The sequence below is a fragment of the Pseudodesulfovibrio senegalensis genome, assembly GCF_008830225.1.
Classification (GTDB): domain Bacteria; phylum Desulfobacterota; class Desulfovibrionia; order Desulfovibrionales; family Desulfovibrionaceae; genus Pseudodesulfovibrio; species Pseudodesulfovibrio senegalensis.
The window spans coordinates 1,117,954-1,134,120 of record NZ_WAIE01000001.1; the positions used below are offsets into that span (position 1 = coordinate 1,117,954).

Sequence of the window (16,167 nt, forward strand, 5' to 3'; positions counted from 1 at the left end):
ATGTTTGCCAAGCTGGAAGATATAGAGCAATCCTATCTCGATCTTGAAAAGGAGCTTGCGGCTCCAGAGATATTCGAAGATCAGAAGCGCTATATGAAGGTCAGCAAGGCGCATGCCGATCTTGGTGAAATCGTGGCCGTATTCCGCGAGTACAAGAAGCTTTCGCAGGAGCTTGAGGACAACCGCGAAATGCTGGAAGACGATGATGCGGACATTCAGGCCATGGCCAAGGCTGAAATCGACGATATTGAGCCGCGTCTTCCCGAATTGGAAGAGCAGCTCAAGCTGTTGCTGTTGCCCAAGGATCCCATGGATGAAAAGAATATCATCCTCGAGATTCGCGCCGGAACAGGCGGGGAAGAGGCGGCCTTGTTTGTTGCGGACCTGTTCCGCATGTATTCCCGTTTTGCGGAATCCTGCAGATGGAAGGTCGAGGTCATGAACTCCAGTGAAACCGGCACCGGCGGTTTCAAGGAAATCATCGCTTCGGTTTCCGGGGACAAGGTTTACAGCAAACTGAAATACGAATCCGGCACGCATCGCGTGCAGCGGGTGCCCGCTACGGAATCGCAGGGACGTATCCACACCTCCGCGGTGACCGTGGCCATCATGGCCGAGGCCGAGGATGTGGATGTCGACATCCGCAACGAAGATCTGCGCGTGGATGTATTTCGTGCTTCCGGTCCCGGAGGACAGTCCGTCAACACAACGGACTCGGCTGTACGCATCACCCACGTTCCCACCGGGCTTGTGGTTTCCTGCCAGGACGAAAAATCCCAGCACAAGAACAAGGCTAAGGCACTCAAGGTTTTGCGCTCCCGGCTTCTGCAGCTGGAGCAGGAAAAAGCCAAGGCTGAAGAGGATGCCGTCCGCCGCAGTCAGGTTGGCTCCGGCGACCGTTCCGAACGGATTCGTACCTATAATTTCCCGCAGGGACGCGTGACCGACCATCGCATCAATTTGACCTTGTACAAGCTGGATCAGGTCATTGAAGGCGACCTTGGCGAACTGTTGAATGCCCTGATCAGCCATTACCAGAGTGAAGCCCTTCAAAAGCAGGCCGAAGGCTAGGCCGGGAACGGATCATGGGTCCGACCGTTCGTCAGGTACTTGACGAAAGCCGGCAGCGTTTGTCCGCTGTGGACTCGCCGGTTCTTTCCGCCGAAGTGCTCATAGCCCATGTGCTGGATGTGCAGCGCTTTCAACTGCACCTTGATATCAATCGTCCCCTTGAAGAAGCTCAGGTCAGCCGTATACATGAACTGGTGGCTCGCCGGGCGGCAGGGGAGCCTGTGGCCTATCTTGTCGGGCGGCAGGAGTTCTATGGTCTCGATTTTTCCATTACTCCTGACGTACTGATCCCCAGACCTGAAACCGAACATATCGTTGAATATTGCGAGCAACTGTTTGATTCGCAGGATTCGTTTGTGTTCGCAGATTTTGGTACGGGGTCAGGGATTCTTGCCGTCACTTTAGCCGTACTTTTTCCAAAATCCCGGGGCGTTGCCGTGGACTTGCTCCCCGGTCCTCTCGCCCTTGCCCGTGTTAATGCCAAGGCGCACGGTGCTCTTTCCCGCATACATTTTGCACAGGCCGATTTCACCGCACCGTTGTTTCGACCGCGCAGCCTCGATCTTGTGGTTTCCAACCCGCCATACGTTACGGAAGAGGAGTATGCCGATTGTTCACCCGAGGTGCGTGAATTCGAGCCGCGCACGGCATTGACGTCGGGGCATGACGGGTTGGATCATATTCGTCAGCTTGTGCCTCGTGTGGCGAATGCGTTGGCGAGTGGTGGCTCATTTCTCATGGAATTTGGTTGGCGTCATGGTGAGGCTGTTAGAAATATCCTGGAGTCGCAGCATGGGGATTTTGACGGAATTTCAATAAACAAGGATTATTCCGGGCACGATCGCTTTGTGGCGGCGCAGAAAAAATAATGGAAAAAAAGCAACAGCTACCGTCTGTTTTTGTTGAAAAAATACAACGAATTGAGTTTGTGCAACATGTGCTTAGATTCTCTTTTTTTAATTTTTACTCACTATTTTAGGTACTTATGCGACACCTCAGCTCTGGCATCTTTTTTGCTTATTGATAGGTGCTTTCAAGCGGAGGGATAATGCTACAAACTACGATTCACAAGACTGTTAGCTGCGTTGGTATCGGGCTTCATAGCGGCAAACAGGTTGAAATGACCTTGCGCCCCGCAGCTGAGGATACCGGAGTTCTCTTTTCCGTTCGCAACGGTTCAGGTTCTTCCTTTATCAGTCCGAAGCCCGGGCTTGTTGTTGAAACCGGATTGGCCACCACCCTTGGCAACGGTCAGGATTCCGTTTCTACCGTCGAGCATCTGTTGTCTGCTGTACGCGGTATGGGCATCGACAATATTCAGGTAGAAATCAATGGCCGTGAAGTGCCCATCATGGATGGTAGTGCTGCCCCGTTTGTTTATCTTCTCAAACAGGCCGGTGTCCGCAGGCTTTCCAAGCCCCGCAAGATTCTTTCTTTTAAGAAGCCGGTTAATTTCGAAGCCGACGGAAAATATATCAAGGCCCGTCCGTACAATGGCCTTCGTATTGATTATACCATTGAATTTGCTCATCCGCTCATCGGCACCCAGCATATGGTGCTGGATGTGACCCCCGATAATTTCATTGCCGAAGTCGCCAAGGCCCGGACGTTTGGTTTTCTCAAGGAAGTCGATTATTTGCATGCAAACGGCCTTGCCTTGGGCGGTTCGCTCGACAATGCCGTGGTTCTCGATGACTACGGTCTGCTGAACTCCGAAGGCCTGCGTTTTGATGACGAATTCGTCCGTCACAAGCTGCTTGATTTTGTTGGTGACATGGCGGTTATGGGACAACCGTTGTATGGACACTTTGAAGTGTTTGCCTCCGGTCACGCCATGAACAACGAATTCTTGCGTCATATTGATGAAAACAGGGATATTTATTTAGAAGAAATCGTTCTTGAACCGCGGGTTGTCCCGCAGCCCGAGGTTGAACGCGAGTTCTCAGGCGCTTTGCCCAGTGTGGCCTGATTAGTCTTTTTTTCATGAAAAAAAACCCGCTTTTACGCGGGTTTTTTTATGTCTGAAGCAGAAGCTCGGCCAATAGACCTGCGTGTCTGGATTTCGGCAGGCTGTCTACCTGAAGGCAGTGGGTGTCGATACCTGGGGGCACGAGTGACTGAGGCGGGGTGAAATCATTTTTTGTGAATGAGCCTTTTCCGTGTTGGAGATGAACCCTGTAGCTTGCCTGTGGATGGCGGTATAGCAGTTGAATCTGGACCAGCCCGTGTTGCCTGGATTCAAATTCATGCACCATGTCATGAAACGGTTGATTGTCCTGTTTGATTGTAAGCGTGGTTGCCTGCCCCGTGGCTCCGGGCATAAGCCACGGCCAGTAGCTGAAAACCGTTTCCATGGCGAGGATGGTGTTGATTGCAGCAACACAACCACTAACACGGACAAAGGCGTCGTGTGCTTCGGGAAAGCTTTCCAACGCTGCGATAAAGGCATGGTAGCGTTCGTCTGGGTCGTCAGAGGCGCAGGACGGCCATACCGGGATCGATGCGGTTTCAAATTGGGACCGTAGTGCGTTGAATTCGTTCAGCAGGTCAATGGAACCAAGGGCGCCGCTTGTTTCTTCGGCGATTTCTTTGAGTATGATTTCGGGCAACAGCTGTTGGATGACAAAAGTGAGGCGAGAACCCTTGGCCGGTTTGGATGAAATCGATGCCAGCAGATGCTGGTTATCGATGCTGACCCATCCCAGTCCGGTTTTTTCCCAACGAAGCAGATAGCCGTGGACCTTTTGGCCAACCGAGTGGGTGCGGCGAAAGGTGCTGGCCCGATGGCCATGGGAGAAATTATGGCCACCGTAGTTCCTATCGTCTCTAATCTTCACCGTTTATTCCTGCTTTGATTGATGATGAGCTCAACCTCTTCAAGACTGAGCCCTGCCTTGCGGGCGAGTTGTGCCGGTGATTTTCCTGATTTGTGGCCGTCAAGAACGATTTGGCGCAAAAATTGGGGCGAGCGGGTGTATTCATCGGCTTGACGCATCAGTTTCTTGAGTTGCCGAACCTTGTTTTCCAGTTCGTCGTTGAGTTCGGCCAGCTCTCCCTGGCGTTGTTCAAAGGTGGCAACCATTTCATTTTCGAGCTGGGCATTGAAATGCAGACGGTTGATGAATTCTTCCTGCTTGGCCTGGATTCTCGACAGGAGTGCTTCTGATTTTTTCAGGCGAACGAAGAAGGCGATGACAATGCAGAGCAAGGCAATTTCCGTGAGGGAAAAGAAAACGAGCAGAAGGGTGGACATGTTGTTCAGCCTGTTAGGGTTATGGAAAAAGTGAGCATATTATTGCCTTTTTCCATGCGGGAAGGCAACAGAACTGGCAAAATCAGATTTTGACGTTGACGATGTTCCCGGCCCAGGGGGAGGCGTTTGAAGTAATGGTTTCCTGTTCCTTTTCCTTTTGTTCCTTTTGTTCCTCTGCATGCTGCTGCGGTGTATTTCCCTTGCCGTCACGATCAACCGCGTTTGTTTTTTCCTTGGGATCTATGTTTTGGACCTGTTCCTTGCCTTGCTGGCGAAGGTGTTCGGCAATGATCGGGCCAAAGAGTTGCTTTTGCAGTGCCGGGCTTGTCTGTTCAGCATGGGCGAACTTCTGCACGTAGTGCAGCTGGGAGATGAGAACTGGAAGATCCAGCGGCGAAGAGCTCATGGCTCACCTCACAAGGTATTGTTCAAACAGCAAGGACTCGAACCGGCCATAGGCCATGTACTGGTTGACGACAGCCAGCAGTTCTTTTTTGAGTTTGTCCGCATTCTTCTTATCGGACAAAAATGCGAGATCCTTATTCTTCAGATAATAATAAATCGCGTTGCGTATTGTGAACGTTTCCTGCTTGAATTGTTGGGCCAGTTCGTCGTTTGTCGTGTTCAGTACGAGGCGCACTTCCAGAAAGCGTATGGTTCCCTCGGAATCCTTCTGTTCTATAAGAAACGGGTCCAGACGCAGGAGGATGTCATTTGGTTTGACGTTTTCCGGCTCGACAACAGGTTCCGGGGCCGGTTCTGTCTGCTGTGTTTCAGGGGGAGGGGGAGGTGGTGCCGATGGACGGCTGAACAGGAGAACTACAATGACAATCAGCAGCAGGGCAATGGTAAGGCCCATATAAAAAAGCTTGTTTTTGAAGATCGGAGGCAACCCTTTTTTCTTTTTGGGTTCCTCATCTTCAAGAGCAGGTTCTTCCGGCTCTTCAAGCTCTATTTCTTCCTCTTCTTCGTCTTCAAGAAAAGGAGCATCGTCGAGGTCGAGATCGACTTTTTGCGTTGCCTTGCTGGCTTCGCTGTCATCAAGCTGGGCCTTGGGCTGCCCGGATGATTCAGCAGAGGCATCCACGGGAGGTGCCGCGACCTCTTCGGAATCATCCGGGACAAGCAGGACCATTGAGTTGCCTTATTCGCGGAATTCCGCGCCTACTGGAAAATCTTTTCGATCTTCTGGCTCAATGTTTCCGGTGTGAACGGCTTGACAATATAGTTGGAAACCTTGGCCTGAACCGCTTCAATGATGTTTTCCTGCTGAGCTTCAGCTGTCACCATCAGGAAGGGGATGTCGGCATATTCCTCACTGTCACGTACCTTGCGCAGAAGTTCGATGCCGGACATTTTGGGCATGTTCCAGTCGGACACGATAAAGTCGATATTATCTTTGTTCAGAGTGTCCCAAGCCGTGGTGCCGTCGTCAGCTTCGACAATATTGGTGAAGCCGAGCTGGCGAAGGATGTTTTTGACGATTTTTCTCATGGTGGAAAAATCATCCACGACAAGAATACGCATGCTGGTGTCGGCGGCCATCTAGGGTCTCCTTTGAAGTTTATTCATTTTCATATCGAGATTTAAAGTTTTTTCTCAGTTTGATCAAGGCCTGGGAATGCAGTTGGGAAACTCTGCCTTCGGTTATGTCCATAACCTCGGCCGTTTCCTTCATGTTCAATTCCTCGCCGTAGTACAATGATATTACCAGTTTTTCTCTTGGGGTCAATTCATCAATGAGATGTGCAACCTTGTCAACAAGTTCCTGAAAAGCCGTGGATTGAAACGGCTCGTCGTCCTGCTTGTCTCCCTTGGTCAGTATGTTTTCGTGAAAGGCATCTATACTGATGCACATCTGGTTTTGCAGGGCTTCAAGGCCTTGCTGAACTTCTTTTTCTGAGAGTCCCGTATGCTTTTCAATCTGGCGCGGCGTGGCCGGGGCTCCGGTTTCGTGTTCTATCTGGCGCATGGCATCTTCCAGTGTTTTCACTTTCTGACGCAAGCCTCTGGAAAACCAATCCATTCTACGCAATTCGTCAAGCATTGCGCCTTTGATGCGGTTCTCCGAATAGGTCTGGAATTTGATACCTAATTCGGGGTTGAATTTGCCCAAGGCATCAAGCAACCCCAAACTGCCGGCACTGATGAGCTCGTTGAGCTCAACAGATTGGGGCAGCTTTGCTTTCATTCGCAGGGCGAGGATGCGGATTTTGGGAGCGTAGTGGCGGACAATGTTTTCCCTGTCCCGAGGGGAGAAGTCCTCCCACGCCGTTGCTCCCGCCTCCAGATCAAGCCACGGACTGCTCTTGAAAGAGGAGTTTTTTCCAGAAGAATTTGATATTGCCATCTGTTGCCGTCGTTGGTTTCCAACCGTTCACAAGCTTTGCCGCCTGCACCAGCGCCCTGCTGGCAGGGGTGTCCGGCTCGCCGTGGCAGAACGGAATCTGCGCCACGACCGAGTTGCGGACGTTTTTGTCAAAGGGAATGAACCCGACAAGATCCAGAGAAACCCCGTCCAGAAAATGGTCGCAGGCATTGGCCAGCTTTATGTATACATCCTTTGCGGTCTTTTGGTCTTTAACCATGTTTACCAGAACACGGAAGCGTTCCACGCCGTGGTACATCTTCAAAACCTTTATCAATGCATAGGCATCTGTCAGCGACGTGGGCTCAGGAGTGAGGACCACAAGCCGTTCCTGCACGGCGAGGTTGAAGTAGAGCACGTTGTCGTTGATGCCGGCTCCGGTGTCCACGATCAGGTAATCTATTTCGTCTTCCAGAGCATCCATGGCATCAAGAAGATCCAGTTTCTGCCCTTTGTCCAGATTGACCATGTCGCTCACTCCGGAGGATGCCGGAAGTATGCGAAAACCATAAGGAGTGTCCAGCATGACTTTGTCGAGGGTCATGTCTTCCTGAAAAAGATGAAATATATTGTACTTGGGAGCCATCCCAAGAAGAACGTCCACATTGGCCAGACCGAGGTCTGCATCGAGCAGGACGACGTTCTTGCCGGACTGGGCAAGCGTGTATGCCAAGTTGACGGATATGTTTGTTTTGCCGACGCCGCCTTTGCCGGAGGTGACGGAAAAAACCATGGGAAATCGTGAGTTCATGGTTATTGGAGGCCTCCTTTAATTGTCGCTTCCAGGCAACTGTCGCATGAAGAGCATGCGCCAGATCATTTCTTTTTCAGCAGGCGTTATGCTGTTTTTCAGTCCGGAACCGTAGGAAAGTGCGGAAATCGGCAGTCCGCTAGCACATGCCGTATTCAGTATTGCACCGAATGTACAGGCTTCGTCCAGTTTCGTCCAGATAACGCTTGCAACCTTTGGAGATTTATACCTCTCCATGAAAATTTCAAATTGGCGGGAACAGAAATACGGGTTCAGTACCAGGTGAACGGCAAGTTCTTGCCAATCAAGCAGTCCGTGGACGTCCAGCCATTCGTTGAGATGTGATTGAGCCGATATTCCCGGAAGGTCGATGAGGACCATGTCGAACCGGCCTGCTTCGCGTCGCAACGCGGCCACATCCTCGTGGGTGATGAATTCCCGGTGGGCCATGCCGGAGAGCTCGGCGTAGTGCTTGAGGATCAGGCGTCCCTTGCCTTGACTGCCGTCAGCGGAAACCAGACAGATGTTGGCCGTCGGGTTGTTTTCCTTTTCCTGAAGGGCCACGCGGATCAGACTTGAAGTCTTGCCGCTGCCGTGTGGGCCGGCAAAGGCGTGAACCTTTCTCTGCCAATGCTTGCCTCCGAGCGGTTTGGTTGTTGCCATGGTGTCCAGAACCGAGAGGATGGAGCGTTTTCCGTCCTCGCGCAGTGAGCAGAATACGTTGAACAGCACTTCACCGCCGACTTCTTCACGCTCAAGGTATTCCATGGCAAGGCGTTGGCGGGGGGAGAGCTGCTCAAGATTCATTTGCGGGCGGAGCAGGGCCATGATTTGTCCCTTGATCTGTCCCCATTCCTGCTGCCAGCCGTTGCTGGCCTGCAGTGCCTCGTCCAGAACATCGTCGCGAGTGGGAGCAGCCGTGATATCCGGGGCGCTTTCATCGATCGCGGCAACGATTTCACAGCATTTTGAGCCGTTTTCGGAAACGCTCTTGTTGGAAAGGATGACGGCATCCTCGCCAAGTTCCGCCTTGATCATCTCATATGCGACCGTCTGGGTCGGAGCTCTGAATGTTTTCATTCTCATGGCTGTTTACTGAATCTCCACGGTTGCCAGCGATTGAATCTTGATGTCCGCAGGAATTTCTGCCTGGGAAAGAATCGGCAATGTCGGAATGAATCTATGCAGCAGCTGTGCCAGATGGGGCCTGAGTTGCGGGCTTGCCAGCAATACCGGTTGGCCTTCGGCCACAAAAGCGTTCTCAACCGTGTGATTGATGGCCTGGATTATCTGTTGTGCCGTTCCCGGCTCAAGGGCGAGGTAGCCGCCTTGTTCGGCGGGACGAAGGCCTTGTGTCAGAGTTTCGTCAATGCCCGGATGCAGGGTGAAGATGGACAGGGTATTGTCTTCTCCGAGATACGGCTTGACTATGGTGCGCCCCATGCGGGACCGCACATATTCTATGAGTTGTGCGGGATCCTGGGTGGCGATGCCATAATCCGCCAGAGTTTCCACGATGGTGAGCAGGTCTCTGATGGAGACGTTTTCCTGTACCAATCCTTGGAAAACCTTCTGTACAGCACCCAGAGAGAGGACACCCGGGACCAGACTTTCCACGGCCTTGGGAGCACGTTTCTGAAGGTTGTCCAGCAGGTCTTGCACTTCCTGGCGCCCGATGAACTCGTGAAGGTTGCGTCGGAATACCTCGGTAAGGTGGGTTGCCACAACAGTGGCGGGGTCCACCACGGTGTATCCTGCCAACATGGCTTCTTCTTTTTGGGCCTCGGGAATCCAGACGGCAGGCAGATTGAAGGCCGGCTCCACGGTTTCCACACCTTCGATGCGGTGTTTTGCATCGCCGGGATCCATCGCCAGGTAGTGGTCGATGAGCAATTCGGCCTGTGCGACCGGGTTGCCCTTGATGAGCAACCTGTATTCGCCGGGCTTGAGCTGCAGGTTGTCGCGCAGGTGCAGGGAGGGGATGACCACACCCATGTCGAGTGCGTACTGTCGGCGTATGGAGCGGATTCGCGACAACAGGTTGCCGTTTTGCTCCTCGTCCACCAGTGGAATGAGTCCGTAGCCGACCTCAAGTTCCAGCTGGTCCAGCGGCAACAGTGCCTGAACCTCTTCGGGCGTGTCCAGTGTTGGCGTATCGGGTGTTTGTTCAGAAGCGTCCGCATCGCCGAAGGACTGGTGTTGCTTGCGGGATATTTGTGAAACCACGAAAGTTATGGTCGCCAGAGTCATGAAAGGCAGCGTGGGCATGCCCGGGACGATGGCGAATACGAGCAGGATGGCGGAAACAAGGCGCAGCGCACGGTGGTGGAAGGTGAGCTGGCCAATGAATTCTTCGCCCATCTTGGCTTCGGCTGCGGCGCGTGACACGATGATACCGGCGGAAGTGGAAATGATCAGGGAGGGAATGGTTGCAACCAGACCGTCACCGATGGTCAGAAGGGTATATGTATGCGCCGCGTCCATCCAGTTCATGTCTTTTTGCAGAATGCCGATGAAAAAACCGCCGATGATGTTGATCGCAGTGATCATGAGTCCTGCGTTGACGTCACCCGAAACAAATTTGCCAGCACCGTCCATGGCGCCATAGAAATCCGATTCCCGTCTGATTTTATCACGTTCGGCTCGAGCCTGGTCTTCGTCGATCAGCCCTGCATTGAGGTCTGCCTCAACAGCCATCTGCTTACCGGGCATGGAATCGAGGGTGAACCGTGCCGCGACTTCTGCGATGCGTGTAGTACCTTGGACGATGACCGTTTTGTTCAAAATGAAGAGAATCATGAAAATGACAACCCCAATGACGTAGTTGCCACCAACCACGAATTCACCAAAGCTCTGAATCACTGATCCTGCTGCACTGGTTCCTTCATCGCCGTGCAGAAGGATGGCGCGTGTGGTTGCCACGTTCAATGCCAGCCGAAGCATGGTGGTTACCAGCAGCAGGGAGGGGAAGATCGAGAATTCGAGCGGGGATTCCATGAACATTGAGGTGATGAGCACGACAAGGCCCAAGGATATGCTGACCGTGAGCATGAAGTCGATGAACATTGTGGGCAAGGGAATGAGCATCACAAAAAGGATGACAACAACTCCGATGGCCAGAAGCAGATCGCCCTGTTTGGCGAACTTGCTGTAGTCGACGTTGAAAATGTCAGACGCGGCAGCTTTTTGAGACATATTTTTGACACCCCTCGCAATACTTTTTCATCGTATGCCCGGAAGTGCCAACTGCCTTTATTTCTTCTTGAATTTATCAAGCTTGGCAAGGATGGACGCAACTGCCTGAAACAGTTCTTCCGGGATCATGTCACCGATCTCCACCTGTTTATACAAGGCTTGTGCCAGAGGCTTGTTTTCCTGGATGGGAATGAGGTTTTCGCGTGCAATTTCTTTGATTTTCTCGGCAATAGGGCCCGCGCCCTTGGCAAGGATGAGCGGTGCCGGAGCCTCAAGAGCGTTGTAGCGAAGGGCGACAGCAATATGGGTAGGGTTGGTAACGACCACATCGGCGCGGGGTACATCCTGCATCATGCGTTGCGCCATGAACTCCATCGCCTTTTGTTGCTGTTTTTGCTTAACCTTGGGATCGCCTTCAGCCTGTTTTCTTTCATCCTTGATTTCGTCTTTGGTCATTTTAAGACCTTCCTCGTATTTGTAGAATTTGTACACGAGGTCGGCGATGGCTATCAGCAGCATGGGGACCAAGGCGTAGCACACCATTTTGTATCCGGTGGACAGGATGTAGGCCGCAATGTTTGCTGGCGTAGCATAGAACATGGGCAAGAGTTTGCCATACTCCTGCTGGAGCACGATATAAGGGGCCATTGCCACTGCTGATGCCTGAAATACGCTTTTGGCCAGGCGGACGAATACTTCCGGACTGATGAGGATTTTCTTCAATCCGGAAATGATGTTGAATATTTTTGAAAATTTGGGTTGCAGGGGTTTGGTGGTCCACAATTTTCCGACTTGAAGCCGCATGGTGAGAAAGGAAAAAAAGGCCAGCAAAAACATGATGGGCAGAACGATTACGGCTATTTGTTTCACACACCATGCAAACAGGGGATAGGCATTGTCGCGGGTTATTTCGAGGCTGATTCCCTCCGTGAAGGCCCAGTAGAAAATTTTGGCAATTCGTTCGTAGAGATAGCCGATCAGAAATCGGATAGCCAGCAAGCCGGTAACGAGTCCGACGACTTTCTGGATTTCTTCTCCTTTGGGTACCTGGCCTTCCTTACGGGCCTTGTTGCGACGTTTTGGAGTCGCTTTTTCTGTTTTGCTTGGGTCCTGGGCCATTGCTTTCCTCGGTCAGCCTTGGGAAATGGCTTTGAGCATGTTGATGAAAAATGGACCCAGGCCGCGAATGAAAGCCTCGACATGCATGGCGAGAACCGTGAAAAGGCTACCCACAAAGATGAAGCCCACGCCGATCTTGACGGGAAAACCAAGAACCAAAACGTTCATTTGCGGCGCAGCCTTTGAAATAAGTGCCAGCGACAGGTCAACAAGGAAAACAGCAACCATGACAGGGGCTGCTATCTTGATGGCCAGTATGAACAATTGCTTGCTGTAGGTGAACACCTGTTCCGCTATGACTGAATTGATCAGGAATTTGCCGGGAGGAATGTATTCAAAGCTCGAAGCGAGGGCCTGAAGCAGGTACAGATGGCCGTTCAGCGCGAGAAAAGTCAGCATCGTACACATGTAAAGAAAATGTGCGGTTACCGCCTCACTGACGCCGGTAAGGGGGTCGACCACGTTGACCATGGCAAACCCCATTTGGAAGCCGATGATATGGCCCCCGGTCTGGACGGCCGAAAAAAGAATGCGCACCATGAGTCCCAAAGTCATGCCGAGCGCCACTTCTCCGAGGAGCATGACCAGAATGTTCCATGGACTGGCCGGAAACATTGAGCCCGGAAAAGACAACTGGGGCCATATTGCCAGAGATATGGCCAGGGCCAAAGCAGCCTTGATCAGAGTGGGTATGGACCTGCCGCCGTAAAAGGGAAGCAGAAAGAGTACTATGCTGACCCTGAAAAAGGTCAGATAGAAGCTCATGACTTCTGCAGGTTTGAAATTGAAAATATCCATGCACCACCTTTAGCAAAAGGTGAACCAGAAAATGATTTTGGTCAACATGTGAACGGGTTCAAAAGAAAAGCGCCCCCTTGATGGGCAAGGGGGCGCTGCAAATTGCTGTTCACGATGCGCGTTAGTTGAGAATGTACCGCTTGGGATTGACGGGTACTCCGTTCAACCGCACTTCGTAATGCAGATGCGGACCGGTACTCCGTCCAGTGTTGCCCACATAGCCGATAAGTTCACCACGAGTGACTGTTTGTCCAACCTTGACGGCCAGACGATTCATGTGTCCGTATCGAGTCGTCAGGGAAGAGTTGTGCTTCAGGCGAATGTGCAGGCCGTAGGATCCATCATGGCCGGCAAATTGGACCATGCCGCGAGCCGGTGCATAGATGGGAGTGCCGCGCGGGGCAGAAATGTCGATGCCTTTGTGGAATTCCCTTTTGCCGGTAAATGGCGAGGTTCGCCACGCAAAGGGGGATGTAACCCAGCCGGATGTGGGCCAGATAGACGGTGTTGCTTCAAGAATGTCCTGTTTTGTACGGAGGCTTTGAACAATTTCCTGTTGTCTGACTTCTTCAAGCCGGGCCTCGACGCTGAGTTGATGCAGGAAGTCATGCATCTTTCTCGCCAGCAACTCCTGGCGATATAGCGGCAGATAACTGTCGGAAAAATTTTCGTTTGCAGATCCGCCCTTGGCGGAAGCAGTCTGGGCAGATTCCTGGTCAAGATTGATCATGACGCGCAATTTGGAATCGAAATCACGAATGCGGGAAAGGCTTTTTTGCAGGGCGTTGATTTTTTGGGAAAGACTGAGCAGTTGTGTCTTTTGTTCCTGCACGGTCTTTTCAGCCATGCTCAGAGTTTTTTCCAGTCCCGTCTGATTGATATATTTATTCCATAAGATGATGTTTCCCGCACCAAGACCAACCATCAAAAAAAAGAGGGTGAACATCACCCATCCACGCATTTGAAGCTTGCGGCAGGAGCCTTGTTTGTCCTTGAAGACAACAATGTGGTATTTTCGGAACAGCATATTTTTTGTGTTCTGTATGGGGCGACCCGTTTAAATTGTGTACGGAAAAAACTTAAAGTGTAATTAGTCTAGACTTTTTTTCTTGTCAAGTCAACTTGTTGGCGAGAAATAGCATTGAAAACATTGGCCTTTATTCGTTTGTCACCTTTCCAAATTTCCTCAAGCCATGAGCGGACGTCATCTCTTTTGGTTAAACCGTTGGAAGGACAGGTGTTTTCCCAGACAGGCAATTCCCATTGACGAGCTGCCGTGCGAATCTTTTTTTTGTCGAGAAGCAGGGTGGGGCGAATTACCTGGAGTTTGCCATCAAAAAAAGATTCGGAAGAGGTGATGCCGGAGGCTCTTCCGTTTTGGAAAATATTCATGAAATATGTGATGACGTTGTCGTCAGCGTTATGACCAAAGGCGAGATGTGTGAGTTCGTATTTTTTGCAGAGTTCGAAGAGTGTTTTTCGTCGCCGCCAGCTGCAGTAGAAGCAGGGAGAGTTTTTTCTGTTTTCCTCGGAGTGAGCTTTAGGGCCATGGTCGGTAAGGGCGAGGTGTGCAGGCACGCCTCGTTCTGAGCACCAGCGGGCAAGTACCTTGTGATTTTCCGGGTCGAAGCCGGGATTGACGTGCAGCACCATGAGTTCGATGGGGAAAGGCATTATTGCCTGCCGAATCAGCATTATCTGCAGCATGGCAAAACTGTCGACGCCTCCGGATATGGCCATGCCCACACGGGAGTGCGGTGCCACCATCTCCGTACGTTGCATAAGTTTGCCCGTGAGCGAAACGCACTGCTTTTGTGCAAAGGTCAATTTTCCCCATGAAGCCATTGTTTTTTTATTACCTCGGTGTCAGAATGGTTTCGATCCGTAGCTGCACATAGTGTATTGCTGCTTGACTTGCAAGCTTGGGCTGGCATATGAAAACAGACCGTTTGATATCAACGTGCTTGGTCCGTAGTCCTTTGCGGGCCTTTTTTTTTCGGTAAGATGATTTTTTCGGGAGTGAGCGCTTTGAGGCGATTGTTTATATATTCATTAATTACTGCTGTCGTCATTTTGGCGGGAGCAGGGATATATTTTCAGTATATTGAACCCAACATCTTGGGCAGCACGTCGATTCCCCTGAAGCTTCAGCCAAAGCTTGTTGAAACCGTTTCCGTGCAGGGGCGTCATGGTGAGTTCCTGCTTAACCGCGAAGATGGTTGGGTTGTTTCCGTACATCAGGACGGGAAAGATTTGTTGGTTCGAGCGGATACCACCAAGGTGGCAACCCTGTTTCATGATCTTTTCAACATGAAGCCCCGAGCTGCTGTTTATGGCTATTCGCCTCAACAGCAGAGTGACTATGGTTTTAACCAACCCGTTGCTGAGCTTGTGCTTTCTGAAGGAGAGCGTGGCAAAGGGCGAAGCACCAGGATCGTTTTTGGCCCCCGAGAAGATCATGTCGGCCTGTACGCCTGGCTTTCTTCCAAGGCCCACCGGTTGTACCGCGTGGACGACTTCCTGCTTGAACACGTTTCTCGTCCGTTTTCTTTTTATTATGACAAGCGAGTGCTGCCTTTCGATATCTCTTCGGTTGAGCGTTTCCAGTTGACTCAGAAATATGCCGGTGGGTGGACTGTTGTTCGCGACAAGGAAGGCTTTGTTTTTGAGACGCCCGCCTATCTGAAAGGGCGGCGGGCATCGAATTCCGAAGTCCGTTTTTACCTTCTCATGCTGGCAGGCTTGAAAGCCGATTCTTTCGTTTCCGTGGGCACAGAACTTCCCGGAGAGCCGGAAGCCGCATTACGTGTTTGGTTTGATTCAAAGTCTTCCATACGGATGGATATTTATAAGAATCTTCCCTTTGTTGGCGGAGGATTTACTGCAAGGTCGTCGTTTCAGCCTGAAGCATTTCGGTTGGACGATGTCAGCGTACGCCAACTGTTGAAGACCCCTTTTGATATTCAGGGACGTAATGTGGTTGATTTGGATATCGGAAAGGTCGCCAGCATCAAGGTGCTCGACCCGAATCAGGCTTTGACCGTGACCAAGATTGCTGATGGGTGGTTTTTTGGAGACACGGAAAAGCGTGTCACAGGCATTGACATGTCGCTTTGGCGATTTAAAGAATTGAAGTTTGAGGCTCTTCCCCTCACAGCGTTGCCGCAGACCGCTTCCTGGTTGATGACGTGTGAGTTTCGGGATGCCGAAGGCAACAGATTGGCTGCCCTCAAGTTCTTTTCGGACAGCAGCCTGCCTCCCGGGCAGAGTTGGGTCAAGAATGGCGGCGACTTGTATTATCCTGTTGCTAGTCAGATTATGAATGATTTGCGGGGATTGCTCCCCGGAAAATCGATGAAATAGACGTCTGAGACGTTAAGGAGAATACTCATGGCAAGGATTACCGTAGAAGACTGCCTGGCAAGGGTGGGCAACCGTTTTCTTATTACCCAGATGGCCATCAAACGGGTGAAACAGTATCGTGAAGGCTACGAGCCGTTGGTTAAAGCCAAGAACAAGGAAAACGTCATTGCCCTGCGTGAGATCGCTGCGGGAAAGATTCATCCCGATAATATCGACATGGTTCAGGGCGAAACAGCCGGAAACGAATAA

Annotated in this window: 18 protein-coding genes; 5 read left to right on the forward strand and 13 right to left on the reverse strand. The window is 51.5% G+C overall.

Annotated elements, in window-relative coordinates:
* The 3 genes from prfA (at window position 1) to lpxC (ending at window position 3,040) form a co-directional block, all read left to right on the forward strand.
* A complete protein-coding gene (prfA, locus tag F8A88_RS05245) occupies window positions 1-1,071 on the forward strand; it encodes a peptide chain release factor 1 (RefSeq protein WP_151150017.1) in 1,071 nt (356 codons plus the stop codon).
* Window positions 1,072-1,085: 14 nt separating this feature from the next.
* The gene (gene prmC / locus F8A88_RS05250; protein WP_151150018.1) at window positions 1,086-1,940 is read left to right on the forward strand and encodes a peptide chain release factor N(5)-glutamine methyltransferase; all 855 of its coding nucleotides are present in this window, start codon (window positions 1,086-1,088) and stop codon (window positions 1,938-1,940) included.
* Window positions 1,941-2,119: 179 nt separating this feature from the next.
* Window positions 2,120-3,040, forward strand: coding sequence for a UDP-3-O-acyl-N-acetylglucosamine deacetylase (gene lpxC, locus F8A88_RS05255; protein WP_151150019.1), 921 nt, complete (start codon window positions 2,120-2,122; stop codon window positions 3,038-3,040).
* Between the two features lie 46 nt (window positions 3,041-3,086).
* Here lpxC and F8A88_RS05260 read toward each other — a convergent pair whose 3' ends face one another.
* The 13 genes from F8A88_RS05260 to F8A88_RS05320 form a co-directional block, all read right to left on the reverse strand.
* Window positions 3,087-3,908, reverse strand: coding sequence for a hypothetical protein (locus tag F8A88_RS05260; RefSeq protein ID WP_151150020.1), 822 nt, complete (start codon window positions 3,906-3,908; stop codon window positions 3,087-3,089).
* The gene (locus F8A88_RS05265; protein WP_151150021.1) at window positions 3,905-4,324 is read right to left on the reverse strand and encodes a hypothetical protein; all 420 of its coding nucleotides are present in this window, start codon (window positions 4,322-4,324) and stop codon (window positions 3,905-3,907) included. The genes F8A88_RS05260 and F8A88_RS05265 overlap by 4 nt, the downstream gene beginning before the upstream one ends.
* 82 nt (window positions 4,325-4,406) lie before the next feature.
* Complete coding sequence (locus F8A88_RS05270) at window positions 4,407-4,730, reverse strand: hypothetical protein (RefSeq protein ID WP_151150022.1); 324 nt, start codon at window positions 4,728-4,730, stop codon at window positions 4,407-4,409.
* Between the two features lie 3 nt (window positions 4,731-4,733).
* Complete coding sequence (locus F8A88_RS05275) at window positions 4,734-5,459, reverse strand: flagellar basal body-associated FliL family protein (protein WP_151150023.1); 726 nt, start codon at window positions 5,457-5,459, stop codon at window positions 4,734-4,736.
* Window positions 5,460-5,488: 29 nt separating this feature from the next.
* A complete protein-coding gene (locus F8A88_RS05280) occupies window positions 5,489-5,869 on the reverse strand; it encodes a chemotaxis response regulator CheY (RefSeq protein WP_151150024.1) in 381 nt (126 codons plus the stop codon).
* Between the two features lie 19 nt (window positions 5,870-5,888).
* Window positions 5,889-6,674: a FliA/WhiG family RNA polymerase sigma factor gene (locus F8A88_RS05285; RefSeq protein WP_151150025.1), complete on the reverse strand. Its 786-nt coding sequence runs from the start codon at window positions 6,672-6,674 to the stop codon at window positions 5,889-5,891.
* On the reverse strand, window positions 6,616-7,443 hold the full coding sequence (locus F8A88_RS05290) for a MinD/ParA family protein (RefSeq protein WP_151150026.1): 828 nt from the start codon (window positions 7,441-7,443) through the stop codon (window positions 6,616-6,618). Before F8A88_RS05290 ends, F8A88_RS05285 begins: the two co-directional genes overlap by 59 nt.
* A gap of 18 nt (window positions 7,444-7,461) precedes the next feature.
* Window positions 7,462-8,529 carry a flagellar biosynthesis protein FlhF gene (locus F8A88_RS05295; RefSeq protein ID WP_151150027.1) on the reverse strand — a complete coding sequence of 356 codons (1,068 nt, stop codon included), beginning with the start codon at window positions 8,527-8,529 and terminating at the stop codon, window positions 7,462-7,464.
* 6 nt (window positions 8,530-8,535) lie between these two features.
* Window positions 8,536-10,638 (reverse strand): flagellar biosynthesis protein FlhA, encoded by a 2,103-nt coding sequence (gene flhA, locus F8A88_RS05300; protein WP_151150028.1) that lies wholly within the window; start codon window positions 10,636-10,638, stop codon window positions 8,536-8,538.
* A 57-nt stretch (window positions 10,639-10,695) separates the two neighbouring features.
* A complete protein-coding gene (gene flhB, locus F8A88_RS05305; RefSeq protein ID WP_151150029.1) occupies window positions 10,696-11,757 on the reverse strand; it encodes a flagellar biosynthesis protein FlhB in 1,062 nt (353 codons plus the stop codon).
* A gap of 12 nt (window positions 11,758-11,769) precedes the next feature.
* Window positions 11,770-12,555, reverse strand: a complete 786-nt coding sequence (gene fliR, locus F8A88_RS05310) for a flagellar biosynthetic protein FliR (protein WP_151150030.1) — start codon at window positions 12,553-12,555, stop codon at window positions 11,770-11,772.
* A gap of 121 nt (window positions 12,556-12,676) precedes the next feature.
* Window positions 12,677-13,582 (reverse strand): M23 family metallopeptidase, encoded by a 906-nt coding sequence (locus F8A88_RS05315; RefSeq protein WP_151150031.1) that lies wholly within the window; start codon window positions 13,580-13,582, stop codon window positions 12,677-12,679.
* Between the two features lie 68 nt (window positions 13,583-13,650).
* Complete coding sequence (locus F8A88_RS05320; RefSeq protein ID WP_151150032.1) at window positions 13,651-14,400, reverse strand: tRNA lysidine(34) synthetase; 750 nt, start codon at window positions 14,398-14,400, stop codon at window positions 13,651-13,653.
* A gap of 183 nt (window positions 14,401-14,583) precedes the next feature.
* Between F8A88_RS05320 and F8A88_RS05325 the strand changes: the two genes are divergently transcribed.
* Window positions 14,584-15,918, forward strand: a complete 1,335-nt coding sequence (locus F8A88_RS05325; protein ID WP_161598343.1) for a DUF4340 domain-containing protein — start codon at window positions 14,584-14,586, stop codon at window positions 15,916-15,918.
* 27 nt (window positions 15,919-15,945) lie between these two features.
* A complete protein-coding gene (rpoZ, locus tag F8A88_RS05330) occupies window positions 15,946-16,167 on the forward strand; it encodes a DNA-directed RNA polymerase subunit omega (RefSeq protein WP_151150034.1) in 222 nt (73 codons plus the stop codon).

What these genes read in the sequence shown, in the direction of transcription:
- prmC (WP_151150018.1), top strand. Translation starts at nt 1,086, where the DNA reads ATGGGTCCGACCGTTCGTCAGGTACTTGACGAAAGCCGGCAGCGTTTG.
- F8A88_RS05270 (WP_151150022.1), bottom strand. Translation starts at nt 4,730, where the DNA reads ATGAGCTCTTCGCCGCTGGATCTTCCAGTTCTCATCTCCCAGCTGCAC.
- F8A88_RS05295 (WP_151150027.1), bottom strand. Translation starts at nt 8,529, where the DNA reads ATGAGAATGAAAACATTCAGAGCTCCGACCCAGACGGTCGCATATGAG.
- lpxC (WP_151150019.1), top strand. Translation starts at nt 2,120, where the DNA reads ATGCTACAAACTACGATTCACAAGACTGTTAGCTGCGTTGGTATCGGG.
- fliR (WP_151150030.1), bottom strand. Translation starts at nt 12,555, where the DNA reads ATGGATATTTTCAATTTCAAACCTGCAGAAGTCATGAGCTTCTATCTG.
- F8A88_RS05320 (WP_151150032.1), bottom strand. Translation starts at nt 14,400, where the DNA reads ATGGCTTCATGGGGAAAATTGACCTTTGCACAAAAGCAGTGCGTTTCG.
- prfA (WP_151150017.1), top strand. Translation starts at nt 1, where the DNA reads ATGTTTGCCAAGCTGGAAGATATAGAGCAATCCTATCTCGATCTTGAA.
- F8A88_RS05275 (WP_151150023.1), bottom strand. Translation starts at nt 5,459, where the DNA reads ATGGTCCTGCTTGTCCCGGATGATTCCGAAGAGGTCGCGGCACCTCCC.
- rpoZ (WP_151150034.1), top strand. Translation starts at nt 15,946, where the DNA reads ATGGCAAGGATTACCGTAGAAGACTGCCTGGCAAGGGTGGGCAACCGT.
- F8A88_RS05280 (WP_151150024.1), bottom strand. Translation starts at nt 5,869, where the DNA reads ATGGCCGCCGACACCAGCATGCGTATTCTTGTCGTGGATGATTTTTCC.
- F8A88_RS05265 (WP_151150021.1), bottom strand. Translation starts at nt 4,324, where the DNA reads ATGTCCACCCTTCTGCTCGTTTTCTTTTCCCTCACGGAAATTGCCTTG.
- flhB (WP_151150029.1), bottom strand. Translation starts at nt 11,757, where the DNA reads ATGGCCCAGGACCCAAGCAAAACAGAAAAAGCGACTCCAAAACGTCGC.
- flhA (WP_151150028.1), bottom strand. Translation starts at nt 10,638, where the DNA reads ATGTCTCAAAAAGCTGCCGCGTCTGACATTTTCAACGTCGACTACAGC.
- F8A88_RS05315 (WP_151150031.1), bottom strand. Translation starts at nt 13,582, where the DNA reads ATGCTGTTCCGAAAATACCACATTGTTGTCTTCAAGGACAAACAAGGC.
- F8A88_RS05290 (WP_151150026.1), bottom strand. Translation starts at nt 7,443, where the DNA reads ATGAACTCACGATTTCCCATGGTTTTTTCCGTCACCTCCGGCAAAGGC.
- F8A88_RS05285 (WP_151150025.1), bottom strand. Translation starts at nt 6,674, where the DNA reads ATGGCAATATCAAATTCTTCTGGAAAAAACTCCTCTTTCAAGAGCAGT.